Annotated in this window: 11 protein-coding genes; 9 read left to right on the plus strand and 2 right to left on the minus strand. The window is 41.8% G+C overall.

What is annotated here, in order from left to right:
* Positions 1–270: 270 nt before the first annotated feature.
* Positions 271–969: a DUF1826 domain-containing protein gene (locus QJ048_RS14095; protein ID WP_282335017.1), complete on the plus strand. Its 699-nt coding sequence runs from the start codon at positions 271–273 to the stop codon at positions 967–969.
* 620 nt (positions 970–1589) lie between these two features.
* On the opposite strand, the gene QJ048_RS14100 is transcribed toward QJ048_RS14095, so the two are convergent.
* Positions 1590–1952 carry a hypothetical protein gene (locus tag QJ048_RS14100; RefSeq protein WP_282335018.1) on the minus strand — a complete coding sequence of 121 codons (363 nt, stop codon included), beginning with the start codon at positions 1950–1952 and terminating at the stop codon, positions 1590–1592.
* Between the two features lie 104 nt (positions 1953–2056).
* On the opposite strand from QJ048_RS14100, the gene QJ048_RS14105 reads away from it, so the two are divergent.
* Positions 2057–2494: a lipocalin family protein gene (locus tag QJ048_RS14105; RefSeq protein ID WP_282335019.1), complete on the plus strand. Its 438-nt coding sequence runs from the start codon at positions 2057–2059 to the stop codon at positions 2492–2494.
* Positions 2495–3060: 566 nt separating this feature from the next.
* Here the strand turns inward: QJ048_RS14105 and nifJ are convergent.
* Positions 3061–6633 (minus strand): pyruvate:ferredoxin (flavodoxin) oxidoreductase, encoded by a 3573-nt coding sequence (gene nifJ, locus QJ048_RS14110; RefSeq protein WP_282335020.1) that lies wholly within the window; start codon positions 6631–6633, stop codon positions 3061–3063.
* A gap of 157 nt (positions 6634–6790) precedes the next feature.
* Between nifJ and QJ048_RS14115 the strand changes: the two genes are divergently transcribed.
* From QJ048_RS14115 to QJ048_RS14145, 7 genes are all read left to right on the plus strand, one after another.
* Positions 6791–7138 (plus strand): 4Fe-4S dicluster domain-containing protein, encoded by a 348-nt coding sequence (locus QJ048_RS14115; RefSeq protein WP_282335021.1) that lies wholly within the window; start codon positions 6791–6793, stop codon positions 7136–7138.
* Positions 7139–7343: 205 nt separating this feature from the next.
* Positions 7344–9224, plus strand: coding sequence for a 2-oxoacid:acceptor oxidoreductase subunit alpha (locus QJ048_RS14120; RefSeq protein WP_282335022.1), 1881 nt, complete (start codon positions 7344–7346; stop codon positions 9222–9224).
* Positions 9224–10276, plus strand: coding sequence for a 2-oxoacid:ferredoxin oxidoreductase subunit beta (locus tag QJ048_RS14125; protein ID WP_282335023.1), 1053 nt, complete (start codon positions 9224–9226; stop codon positions 10274–10276). Before QJ048_RS14120 ends, QJ048_RS14125 begins: the two co-directional genes overlap by 1 nt.
* 101 nt (positions 10277–10377) lie before the next feature.
* A complete protein-coding gene (locus QJ048_RS14130) occupies positions 10378–10728 on the plus strand; it encodes an NADH-quinone oxidoreductase subunit A (RefSeq protein WP_282335024.1) in 351 nt (116 codons plus the stop codon).
* Positions 10719–11282: an NADH-quinone oxidoreductase subunit B gene (locus QJ048_RS14135; protein ID WP_282335025.1), complete on the plus strand. Its 564-nt coding sequence runs from the start codon at positions 10719–10721 to the stop codon at positions 11280–11282. Before QJ048_RS14130 ends, QJ048_RS14135 begins: the two co-directional genes overlap by 10 nt.
* Positions 11279–11731, plus strand: a complete 453-nt coding sequence (locus tag QJ048_RS14140) for an NADH-quinone oxidoreductase subunit C (RefSeq protein ID WP_282335026.1) — start codon at positions 11279–11281, stop codon at positions 11729–11731. The genes QJ048_RS14135 and QJ048_RS14140 overlap by 4 nt, the downstream gene beginning before the upstream one ends.
* A gap of 36 nt (positions 11732–11767) precedes the next feature.
* Positions 11768–12889, plus strand: a complete 1122-nt coding sequence (locus tag QJ048_RS14145; RefSeq protein WP_282335027.1) for an NADH-quinone oxidoreductase subunit D — start codon at positions 11768–11770, stop codon at positions 12887–12889.
* The last annotated feature ends 100 nt before the right edge of the window (positions 12890–12989 follow it).

Genomic DNA, 12989 nt, shown 5'->3' on the forward strand with positions numbered 1-12989 from the left:
CACAAAAATGGTGTAATTATAATTTATAGTACCAATAAAGATGAAATAGTTGCAAGTAGCAAAAAAGGAAATATTAGCTTACCACCAGTTTCATTTTTGCGATCGAAATGCGAAAACCTTCTAAGGTTAGCAACCGACCTAAATCAGACTAAATAAAAATGAACCTCAATACCAATTCCAATCGATCGGACCTTCAATTAAAAATCCTCTATAAACAAAAATGTATCAGGTGACTGGTGTTACTAATGACTTTATATTTACATCACCATTATGATAGATTTATCTCACGCTAACAACCAAATTCATTGTGTCGCAAATTTTGAAGACTTTTTGTCTACACCATTTAATGGAGAGATTAATGCGATTTGCTGGACACGTGAGCTAACAGGTGATTTTTCTGAAATCGTAAAAAAGGTAAAGCTACGTGGGAATATAACTGCAATAGAACAAGACGAACTTTATGAGCTTCAGTTGAGTGAGCAAGGGCAACTTGCCCGTGAAATCCTCTTGAATGATTTAAAGGTATTGGAAGCTCATGGCGCGTCGCCAATCCTTAACGTGATCAGCCATTATGATCAGGATGATACTTATCCGTTTTTTCCAACGGATGTTTATTCATTTCATGTGGACCGCTCTCCTATTCCAACTGATACCATTCTATGCACTTACCATGGCGATTCAAGTGAAATATTGCCAAATTCACAGGGGATACAGAAGATACTTATTCCGGAAATACGCGATGACCTAAAAAAGATATATCATGGCCCAGAAGAGGGTTTTGAATCATTCTTAAGTGAACATTTCTTTGATTTACACTATCAGGCCAAACCGGATGCACGTCCAATAAGCTTAGGTCTTGGCCACCTATGGAGGTTGGCGATTGATCATCCTGAAAGTAAAGTCCCTCCCTGTCTTCACCGTGCACCAAAGGAAAAATCCGGACAGCCTAGGTTGTTGCTGATCTGCTAAAAAAATTTGCAATTATTGCAACTAACGCAAAGAACTTTTGCAAATCTCCTGTAAAACGGAAATAATTAGTTGAGGATTTTCAATTTTCACTTCCAGCTGCGTGCAACTTTCAAAGAATTTGCAATAACGGCACTTTTCAAAAAGTCGCAGGCACGAATCAATTAGCACAAGGCTTGCTGGAGTATTATTTTTGAATTGTACAAGATCAATAATCAAATATCAAGTAAACAGCTATCTGGTTTATCAAACTTTTAAAATGGGAAATTATATGGGCAATGTACCTGATCAACATAGGATTCGCGCTGTGACAATTGTTTTTGCAATGCACTCCTATGGAAAATAGATACATGGAGAAAAATTGCAGGGTCACTCTCTTACACTGGTAACGAACTGTGAGCATTGCTGAAACATTTAGTGCATAAGCGCACTTTTCCTGGCGGTGATCTTTTCCTTAATTATATTGAAGAACCGGCTCCGTTCTTTTTCTCCTACTTCGCTGATGAGTGTAGACTTTTTAATAATGTTTTGAAAATGCTACCACGTGTACTCACAAAAAGAAACGTCTTTGGTAAGCAGGTATTTAAAAATGCTATGGTTGAGGTAGGCAATTTTAGTATCACCTAACAGTGCCAGTATGGTATTATCGCCAGAATAAACTCATTCACATACATTTTGTATGGAACATTCAAGGTTCTTGTGCTTTCCGGAATGTAATCCATTGTTTTTTCAAGGCTTTCAATGTTCCAAATTTCCTGCGACGGCAATTGGCTGTAAGCCTCTGCCAGCTTGTGGCCAGTTTGCCTTATTTCGTCAGTAATGTGTTCAGATATTTTAAATTGTTTGTTGGCATATTCCGGATAGTTTAAAATACTGCGCATCCAGAAATACGATTTAAATGCAGCCAGTTCAGGAAAAATAAAATGATAAAATATAGGAATGTCTTTATTCAGGTACAACATTTCCCTTTTATTGAATAAATTCATGTACTGCACATTTTGTAAAACACTGCGCAGGTATAACTGGCAGCACTAATTTCACTCAATTTATCCCAATTATGTATTTGTCAACCCCTAAACCTTTAATAGATATGACACATAACCTTTTAATTATTGCGATTATCACCACACTTTTTTCTTGCTCTAAACCTGGCGGCGATGCTTTCAATAAGGAGTATCTCACCAACGGGAAATGGAAATTGACAGCGTTGCAAACGGACTATAACAAAGATGGCTTTTATGAAGAAGATACCTACTCGATGTATGCACCCTGCCAGAAAGATAATATCTACACTTTTCAGGCAGACGGGACATTGATCGCGGACGAGGGGCCTGTGAAATGCTCCAGCGGCGATCCTCAGTCCTTAACCTCAACCTGGAGCTTTACAGACAATCAAACCCGGATTCGCCTTAGTGGTATAAATTATCAGATTGAAGAACTGACACCTACTACTTTTAGAGTGAAGGGTAGAATGTCCTACAATTATATTTACACGATAGATGAGGAACTAACTTATACCAAACAATAATCCAGGGAATAATTTCTGTACCACCGCTCTATTCCCAGATAACCAATGTTTAACTCATCATTTGCATATAAGGTATTGCACAGTGATAAAATCACGCACAGCACAAAACAAACAATCTTTTTCAAGGCAATCATTGAAGCTAATATTAACAGTTAACTCGATTCAAAATAAACTCAGGAATTGTACGAAATTCAAGTTTTTGAATTGAAATCAGTGTATTCTCTCCCAACAAGTTAGATTTCGCTACTGCTGTACGATCGCAGTACTAATATCAAAAATACTTGTCCTGCAAATTACAATAAGGGGGTGAATTCGGATTTAAAGAGGGCAAATTCATAATTTTTCCCTGCCATTTATCCTCAAATGACGCCTGACTAGAAGCAGTTCGGCTTACAATAACTGATTTACAACATTTTTTAAAACTTACAAAAAAGGGAGGCCGAAGCTCCCTTTTTATTCAACTATTCAGATTGAAATGAAATATTTATCTATTCTTTGATGGCAACCACTAATATAAAAGCCAGGCGAATTATGCTCCGCCTGGCCTATATAATTATACTTGTATTTTACAAAGCTTTGAGTGCTTCAATCTTTTCCCAGCGACTTTGCAGGGCAGCTTTCGCCGCATCAAATACTTCTTCAGCTTTTTCCGGAGAACTGTTTCTAACCACGTTAAAACGGTTTTCGTTATACAGGAAGTTGTCCAGCGTAACGCTTGGCTCCTTGCTGTCCAGCACAAATCTTTGTCCTTTTTCTTTCAGAGGATTGTAACGGAACAAAGGCCAGTAACCCGTTTTAACAGCCAAACTTTGTTGTTCAACACCGTGGCTCATATCATAGCCGTGTGCGATGCAATGGCTATAAGCAATGATGATGGAAGGTCCCGGATATGCTTCAGCTTCCAATATGGTTTTTAATGCATGCACATCATTTGCACCCATGGCAATTTCAGCAACATAAGCTGTACCATGCGCTATAGCTTGCATCGCCAAGTCCTTTTTACCTGTTGTTTTTCCTTTGATGGAAAACTTGGCACTCGCTCCTATAGGTGTTGATTTTGATTTTTGGCCTCCCGTGTTGGAATAAACTTCTGTGTCCATCACCAGAATATTTACATTTTCGCCGGTAGACAAAACATGGTCCAAACCGCTGAAGCCAATGTCGTATGCCCATCCGTCACCACCTATGATCCATAAAGATTTGCGCTGCAAAAAGTCGGCAATGTGCAGTAATTGAGTTGCCAAAGGATTTGAAAGCGTTCTTAAACGACCCTTCAGTTCATTTACATCTTTACGTTGTTGTATCAATTCTGTTTCCTGGCTTTCAGGGTTATTTAGAATAGCATTGGCCAGTTCTTCACCCACCTCGGAAGCTAGTTGACCCAACATATATCTGCCAAAATCTCTTTTTTGATCGGCGGCCAGTTTAATACCCAATCCGAACTCGGCATTGTCTTCAAACAATGAGTTGGCCCAGGCTGGTCCACAACCCTCACTGTTTTTAGCCCAGGGCGTGGTAGGCAAGTTACCTCCATAAATGGAAGAACAACCTGTGGCATTGGCAACCATCATGCGATCACCAAATAATTGTGTCAGCAGTTTCAGGTAAGGCGTTTCACCGCATCCGCTACAGGCTCCGGAAAATTCAAATAATGGCTCCAATAGTTGTGAGCCTTTCACTGTATTGCGATTAACCCTTGTTCTGTCAATATCCGGTAGGGAAAGGAAGAACTCCCAGTTTTTCTTTTCTGTTTTTCTCAGCGGAATCACGTCTTGCATGTTTATCGCTTTGTGTCCTGGTTGTGTTTTGCTTTCTACAGGACATACTTCGTAACATAAGTTACAACCAGTACAGTCTTCAACAGAAACCTGCAATGTATAAGCTTCCTGGTCCTTTAAGAACTCCTTACCTATTGGTGCCACGTGTTTAAAGAAATCAGGGGCATCTTTAAGCAACCCTTTATCGTATACTTTAGGACGAATGGCTGCATGAGGACATACAAAAAAACATTTGCCACACTGCGAGCAAAGCGATGCATCCCACACAGGCACCACGTCCGCAATATTTCTTTTTTCAATCTTGGTAGTAGCTGATGGATAAGTACCATCAGCCGGGAATGAACTTACCGGCAGTTCATCTCCCTCCCCTGCAATAACTTTTGTAAGAATCTTCTTTACAAAATCAGAAGCATTTTCTACGGCAAGGCCCTCTAATGCTTTGTTACCCGGTGTATAACTGCTATAGTCAAGTTCAAAAAGATTCGCCAGCGTTTTATCTATGGCTTCAAAATTTTTCTGCACTACAGCCTCACCCTTACGGCCATATGATTTTCTTATGCTCTTTTTAATATAATCAATGGCATCACTCTTAGGCATTATATTGCTGATAGCAAAGAAGCAGGTTTGCAGGATAGAATTAATGCGTGATCCCATGCCTGTTTCCTTTGCCACTTTCGAGGCGTTGATGACATAGAATTTCAAATTCTTTGCTATTATTTCTTCCTGTACTTTCTGTGGCAATTGGTTCCACGTTTCCTCACTTTTATCATAAGGCGAATTAAGCAGGAATGTAGCTCCATCTTCAGCGTCTTTTAGTATATCATATTTATCAAGGAAATGAAAATGATGGCAGGCAATAAAATTTGCAGAGTTAATAAGATAAGTTGATTGAATTGGTTTATCGCTGAAGCGAAGATGTGATGTTGTTAGAGAGCCAGACTTTTTAGAATCATATACAAAGTAGCCCTGCACATGATTGTCGGTTACATCGCCAATGATTTTGATCGTATTCTTATTGGCACTAACGGTACCATCTGCGCCGAGCCCAAAGAATAATCCGCGGAAGATATGCTGACTTTCCAGTGAGAATTTTTGATCATAATCAAGGCTGGTGAAAGTTACATCATCGTTAATGCCAACGGTAAACTGCTTTTTGGGTTTTTGCTTATCAAGCTCATCAAAAATACTTTTCACCATGCCAGGGCTAAACTCTTTTGAACCTAACCCGTAGCGGCCACCGATAATCACAGGCGTACCATGCTCCCATTCCGCATGTACAGCATTTACCACGTCCATGAACAGCGGTTCTCCAATGGCTCCATTCTCTTTACAACGATCGAGCACGGCAATCTTTTTAACGGTTGCGGGCAATGCATGTAAAAAATGTTTTACCGAGAAAGGACGGTAAAGATGCACTTGCAGATAGCCTACTTTTTTACCCTTATTGTTCAGGTAATTCACTGTCTCTTCTACAGCACCGGATCCTGAACCCATAATGATAATGACGCTTTCCGCTTGTGGGTCACCGTAATATTCAAACAACTTATAAGAGCGACCTGTAAGTGACGCAAACTTGTTCATCGTTTCTTCTACTATGCCGGGCACATTCCAGTAGTATTGGTTTGCAGCTTCCCTGCCCTGGAAGAACACATCGGGATTTTGTGCAGTGCCTCTTATAAAGGGATTAGAAGGATTCAGCGAACGGTTCCTGTGCCTTATTACATCTTCTTCGTTTATCATTTTCCGGATGATATCATCAGCAAGGATTTCCACTTCATTAATTTCGTGAGAAGTGCGGAAGCCATCGAATATATTTAAAAAAGGAACGGTCGAATGCAAAGATGCTGCTGTAGCAATCATGGCCATATCATGCGCCTGTTGCGGGTTTGCACCAAATAACTGTGCGAAGCCTGTAGAACGGACAGCCATCACATCGCTATGATCTCCAAAGATGGACAAAGCATGTGTGGCCAATGCTCTTGCCGCAATATGAAAAACTGTTGGAGTTAATTCTCCTGCAATTTTAAACATATTTGGGATCATTAATAATAAGCCTTGCGAGCAGGTAAATGTTGTGGCCAACGCTCCTCCCTGCAAAGCGCCATGCAGCGCACCGGCGGCGCCTGCCTCACTTTGCATTTCAATAACTTTCGGCACCTGTCCATAAATGTTGGTACGGCCATCACTGCTCCATTCGTCGCTCCATTCCCCCATAGCAGACGAGGGAGTAATAGGATAAATGGCACATACCTCGCTGCACTTGTAGGCAATATAAGCGGCAGCTTCGTTGCCATCTATTGTAGATAATGTCTTCTTTGATGATAAAGTCTCAACTTCCTGAGATTCTAAATTTGGCTGCATATCGATTGTAATTTGAATCAGCCAAGCTATTTAAGATTAAAAGTTTAGACGTTGACAAATATCAGCGAAAAACAAAATTTTCGTCAATAATTGGGTCCGAAAATACTGGTTCCTTTATTGAGCAAAAAAATAACCACTCTTAAAAACATCTTTTTTTATGGCTATTAAAATAACTGACGATTGCATCAACTGCGGAGCCTGCGAACCTGAATGTCCTAACAATGCTATTTATGAAGCAGGTGTTGAATGGGCCATTGCTGATGGAACAACAATAAAAGGCAGCTACCTTCTTAAGAATGGAACAACAGTAAATGTGGATGATCAGCAGACTCCAATTTCTTCTGACACTTATTATATAGTACCTGATAAATGTACAGAATGCCAGGGATTCCATGAAGAACCACAATGTGCTTCCGTTTGCCCTGTAGATTGTTGCGTATCCGACGAAAGCTATACAGAAACGGTAGAGCAATTGCTGGCAAAGAAAGAATTACTGCATGCTTAGTGTTAAGTAAAAAATAAAAACGCTACAAGTATCAGTTGCTTTTTGCCCGACTCAAAAACAAGAGATTCAGTCTATACGTGACCGTTAGACAATTCTCGAGCCATGTGAATCCATAGTTTCCAGCTCTCTTCTTGAGAGGCCATCCCGTCCGAAAGGATATTCGGACGGGATGGTAAAGCCTTCAAATAATTCAAACGATTGCCATATGGAAATTTCAGAAAATAGAATAAAGAAAAATATCTCTATAAAAGAGCTGGACAAGATTGTTGTCCGCTTTTCAGGTGACTCCGGCGATGGTATGCAGCTAACCGGTATGCAGTTTACAGACACCGCTGCATGGTTTGGAAACGACCTGAGCACATTTCCTGATTTCCCCTCCGAAATACGTGCCCCGATAGGCACCGTTGCAGGTGTTTCAGGCTTTCAGATAAATTTTGGAAGCACTGAGATCTATACTCCGGGCGACAAATACGATGTGCTGGTGGCCATGAATGCAGCAGCATTAAAAGTTGACTTGCCCCGCTTGAAAAAAGGCGGCGTCATTCTTGCCAACACACAAGGATTTGATCATAAAAATTTATCGCTTGCCAAATATCCTGAAGGATCCAATCCGCTGGAAGGTAGTATAACGGATAATTATGTAGTACACAAAGTTGACATTACAAAGCTCACTAAAGAATGCCTGTCCGATCTTGGCTTAGGCGTTAAGGAAATAGAACGTTCCAAAAATATGTTTGTGCTAGGCTTATTATTCTGGATGTTTGACAAGCCGCTGGACTACACGTTAAACTTCATCAAAGAAAAGTTTGGCAAAAAACCCGATATCGCCAACGCCAATACCAAAGCGTTACAAGCCGGATGGAACTACGGTGAGAGTACAGAAATTTTTGTTACACAATATAAAGTCGCACCGGCAAAACTACCCCCCGGCATATACCGCAATATCACAGGCAACCATGCTACAGCCATCGGCTTAATAGCCGCCTCTGAAAAATCAGGATTGCCTTTGTTTTTAGGTTCGTACCCTATTACTCCTGCAACAGACATTTTACAAGAGCTTTCCAAATACAAAGCCAATGGCGTAAAAACATTCCAGGCAGAAGATGAAATTGCAGGTATCTGTTCGGCGATTGGTGCATCCTACGCCGGCAACCTTGCAGTAACCACCACCTCGGGGCCGGGCATGGCTTTAAAGACAGAAGCGCTGGGACTTGCTACCATGCTGGAACAACCCTTGGTGGTAATAGATGTACAGCGTGGCGGCCCTTCAACTGGGTTGCCTACAAAAACCGAACAGGCAGATCTGTTGATGGCTATGCATGGCCGTCATGGCGAAGCACCAGTGATAGTGCTGGCTGCATCCTCGCCTTCCGATTGCTTTGAAACAGTATTCGAAGCTTGTAAACTCTCACTCGAGCACATGACACCGGTTATATTTCTGAGTGATGGTTATATAGCCAATGGTTCAGAGCCATGGAAATTTCCTGCTGCATCTGATATAAAAGACATTCCGGTTACTTTCCTGGATAAGCCCAATGGAGAAGATGGAGCATTGCTGCCATACAAACGAAATGAAGACCTTGTACGACCCTGGATCAAACCCGGCACAAAAGGACTTATTCACCGGATTGGTGGTTTGGAGAAACAGGATGGAACAGGAGCTGTTTGCTACGAACCCGCCAACCATGAAAAGATGGTACGGCTTAGGGCAGAGAAAGTAAAAAAAATTGCAGACAGCCTTCCTCTTGCACAACCTGAAAGCGGCAGCACAAATGCCAAACTATTGGTACTGGGCTGGGGCTCCACTTACGGTGCCATTAAAACAGCCGTAAAAGAACTGCTTGCAGAAGGTTACGATGTTGCGCATGTCCATCTACGTCACATTAACCCCTTCCCTAAAAATTTAGGCGAATTGCTGCACGGATTCGATAAAGTTTTAATTCCCGAAATGAACTGCGGGCAACTGCTGCAACTGATAAGAGCGAAATACCTCGTGCCTGCAATCGGTTTTTCTAAGGTACAGGGAATGCCTTTTACCACAGTGGAGATAAAAGAAAAAATACTTGAAACACTAAAACCATTGTAATGGAAACGATTGCTACAGATGAAACAATGAGGCTCACGCCAAAAGATTTTGCACCGGAAGCGGATGTAAAATGGTGCCCCGGTTGCGGTGATTATTCTATTCTGAAACAGGTGCAAACCATCTTCCCTGACCTGGGTGTACCGAAAGAAAACTTCGTTTTTATTTCCGGCATAGGTTGCTCATCACGTTTCACTTACTATATGGACACATATGGCATGCACTCTATTCATGGCCGTGCAGCCGCTATTGCATCCGGTGTAAAGGCCGCCAATCCTGAACTAAGTGTATGGGTAATATCCGGTGACGGTGATTCATTGTCCATTGGCGGAAACCATTTCATTCATTTGATGAGGAAGAATTTTGACATAAACTATCTTATGTTCAACAACCAGATCTACAGCCTCACCAAAGGACAATATTCGCCCCTATCAGAAAAGGGGAAAATAACAAAGACCTCTCCTTACGGCTCCATTGAAGAGCCATTCAATTCGATAGAGCTGGCATTAAGTGCAAAAGCATCTTTTGTGGCCCGCACGCTGGACCGCGATCCTAAGCACATGCAAGGCATCTTAAAAAGAGCACATGCACATAAGGGAACTTCTTTTGTAGAAGTCTACCAAAACTGTCCGGTGTTTAACGACGGCGCATTCTTTTCTTTCTCTGAAAAGGAAACCAAAAATGAAGACGCCATCCGTCTGGAACATGGCAAGCCGCTTGTGTTTGGCAACAACAATGAAAAAGGGATCAGGCTGGATGGATTGACGCCTGTAATTGTAAACTTACAAGAGCAAAACATAAGCGCCGATGATTTGTGGATCCACGATGAGCATGACAAAACAAAAGCAATCTTCATTGCAAGATTTTTTGATACAACGTTTAATAACGTTGCTTTCCCGAGGCCGTTTGGTGTAATCTATTCGCAGGAAAGGCCGGTGTATGAAGAAATACTTTCGGCACAAATTGACCACCTCACTGCCTGTAAGGGAAAAATGTCTTTGGATCAAATATTGTCGGGCGAGAAAACATGGACGATTGGAGGTCCTGAGTTATGAGTTCCGGGTAGTGAGTTGCAGCTTTAAGTTGTAACATGCTTTTATACCTCATAACCTCCAACCGATAACTCAATACTCATAACTCAATATTCAATACTCATATGGGACCATTTTCACTCATAGTATTAACAATTGCAGCTGTCGCTTTTTCAGCGGGCGGTATTATGGCTGGTAAGTTATTTACCAAAGGCAGCAAAAACGCCCACAAGGGCCAGCCTTACGAATGCGGCATTCCTACACAAACGTCGCCGTGGCACCAGTTCAATGTCGGTTATTATTTGTTTGCACTGTTGTTCCTCATATTCGATGTGGAAATGGTTTTTATGTATCCCTGGGCGGTAGTAGTAAAGAAAATGGGCATGACTGCGTTGTTCGAAATAATCATTTTCATTTTCATTTTATTTATGGGCTTTTTATACGCCCACAAAAAAGGAGCGTTAAAATGGATGTAACAGAAAATATAGAAGTGGCGCAAACTAAACAACAGGAAGCGTTTCCGGGTCGCATCATTCCAACACATGGCGGCGGCATCATAGCCTCAACTATCCAGGATGTTATCAACTGGGCACGTTCAAATTCATTGTGGCCCCTCACGTTCGCCACCAGTTGCTGCGGCATTGAAATGATGAGTGTGGCATCTTCCAAATACGACTTCTCACGCTTTGGCTTTGAAGTAGCAAGAGCCTCGCCCCGCCAGGCAGATGTTATCATTGTAGCCGGTACGATCGTTCAAAAGATGGCGCCGGTTCTCAAGAGATTATACGACCAGATGGCCGACCCCAAATATGTTATAGCAATGGGCGCTTGTGCCATTAGCGGCGGACCATTTTTTTACAATACCTATTCAGTAATTAAAGGTGCAGATCATGTGATTCCTGTTGATGTTTATATACCGGGCTGTCCTCCGCGACCAGAGGCCCTGCTCCACGCATTGATTACACTGCAGGGAAAAATAAAAAGTGGAATGACCAGAGAACAAATAAAAGCAAATCCCATTCAGTTATGACAAACGAAGCCATAAAAGAATTTGTGTCTAATGCGCTGCCCTCGGCAACATTTGATGAGAGCGGAGAATTTTTTACCATTCAGATTGAGGCAGTGCAATGGAGGCCACTGGCGAGGTTGCTACATAGTGCACCTTACAATTTTGACTACTTATTTTGCCTGACATGTGTAGACTGGAAAACACATTTCACTAACGTGTATCATCTTACATCTACCGATCACAGGCGTGCAATTGTTGTGAAGGCAAAGGTTGACAGAAACGATCCTTTGATAGAAACGGTTTCAGATATATGGAAGACAGCAGAGTTTCACGAGCGGGAAGTATTCGACCTGTTTGGTGTCCGGTTCAAAAACCATCCTGACTTAAGACGATTGATCTTAACAGACGATTTCGAAGGTTATCCTCTGCGTAAAGACTTTGAGGACGCTGTTAATATGATAAAATTATAAAGCTTCATTCCCGCAAGCGGGACACACAAGAGCCATATGTATACAGAAACACAGATTATCAGCAATAGTAACGACGAACTGGTGGTAAACGTGGGACCACAACACCCTGCTACGCATGGCGTGTTGCACCTCGTGATTACTCTACAGGGAGAAACGATAAAAAAAGTAGAACCGCATCTGGGCTATATCCATCGCTCTATCGAAAAAATGTGTGAAAGCCTTACTTACAGGCAATTCATTTATGCCAGCAGCCGCATGGATTATCTGTCTGCACACATTAACAATCACGCATGTGCATTGGCGGTAGAGAAAGGCATGCAAATAGAAGTGCCGCAAAGAGCCCAATATATACGTGTAATTATGGATGAACTTACACGTATAGCTTCTCACGAATTGTGGTGGGGCGCCATGGCTATGGATCTGGGGGCCTTCACTCCTTTCTTTTACGCATTCAGAGAGCGTGAAAAGATCACTGATATAATGGAGGAAACCTGCGGCGCACGACTCACCATGAATTACATGGTGCCCGGCGGCGTGATGACAGACATCCATCCTGACTTCCAAAAAAAGGTAAAAGAGTTTATTGAACTCTTCAAATCGAAGATCGATGAATATGATGAGTTGGTAACAGGCAATATTATTTTCCAGAATCGGACGAAAGGTGTTGGTTATTTATCTAAAGCTGATGCTATTTCATACGGCTGCACGGGAGCTGTAGCCAGGGGCAGTGGTGTATCATGCGACATCAGAAAGTTATATCCTTACGATATATATGACAAGGTGGTCTTTGATGAAATTTTAGAAACAGAAGGTGATTCTTTTGCACGTTATATGGTACGCATGCGGGAAATGAGAGAATCAGTAAAAATTATTGAGCAGTTGATTGACAATATTCCCGAAGGTGAACACCAGGCAAAAACAAAGGCGGTATTGAAGTTGCCAAAAGGCGATTTCTATACAAGAGTGGAAACGGCAAGAGGTGAACTGGGCGTGTACATTGTAAGTGAAGGCGCTACGACGCCTTACAGGATCAAGTTTCGCTCACCGGGATTCTCCAACCTTTCTGCCCTTGATCAAATGGCAAGAGGTGGCAAAATAGGCGACCTGATGGCAACAATGGGAACATTGGATTTGGTAATACCGGATATTGATAGATGAAGGAAACTGGAATTAGAAATTAGGAATTAGTTGATAGTTGTTGGACTTAAGCGGCAAATATTCTCCCTAAAACCTAACAACAAACAACTATCAACTAACA

It is taken from the genome of Pinibacter soli (assembly GCF_029961145.1).
Taxonomy (GTDB): Bacteria; Bacteroidota; Bacteroidia; order Chitinophagales; family Chitinophagaceae; genus Pinibacter; species Pinibacter soli.

Bases quoted from the DNA above. Each gene is read 5' to 3' on its own strand.
- QJ048_RS14095 (WP_282335017.1), top strand. From the start codon at position 271: ATGATAGATTTATCTCACGCTAACAACCAAATTCATTGTGTCGCAAAT.
- QJ048_RS14100 (WP_282335018.1), bottom strand. From the start codon at position 1,952: ATGAATTTATTCAATAAAAGGGAAATGTTGTACCTGAATAAAGACATT.
- QJ048_RS14105 (WP_282335019.1), top strand. From the start codon at position 2,057: ATGACACATAACCTTTTAATTATTGCGATTATCACCACACTTTTTTCT.
- nifJ (WP_282335020.1), bottom strand. From the start codon at position 6,633: ATGCAGCCAAATTTAGAATCTCAGGAAGTTGAGACTTTATCATCAAAG.
- QJ048_RS14115 (WP_282335021.1), top strand. From the start codon at position 6,791: ATGGCTATTAAAATAACTGACGATTGCATCAACTGCGGAGCCTGCGAA.
- QJ048_RS14120 (WP_282335022.1), top strand. From the start codon at position 7,344: ATGGAAATTTCAGAAAATAGAATAAAGAAAAATATCTCTATAAAAGAG.
- QJ048_RS14125 (WP_282335023.1), top strand. From the start codon at position 9,224: ATGGAAACGATTGCTACAGATGAAACAATGAGGCTCACGCCAAAAGAT.
- QJ048_RS14130 (WP_282335024.1), top strand. From the start codon at position 10,378: ATGGGACCATTTTCACTCATAGTATTAACAATTGCAGCTGTCGCTTTT.
- QJ048_RS14135 (WP_282335025.1), top strand. From the start codon at position 10,719: ATGGATGTAACAGAAAATATAGAAGTGGCGCAAACTAAACAACAGGAA.
- QJ048_RS14140 (WP_282335026.1), top strand. From the start codon at position 11,279: ATGACAAACGAAGCCATAAAAGAATTTGTGTCTAATGCGCTGCCCTCG.
- QJ048_RS14145 (WP_282335027.1), top strand. From the start codon at position 11,768: ATGTATACAGAAACACAGATTATCAGCAATAGTAACGACGAACTGGTG.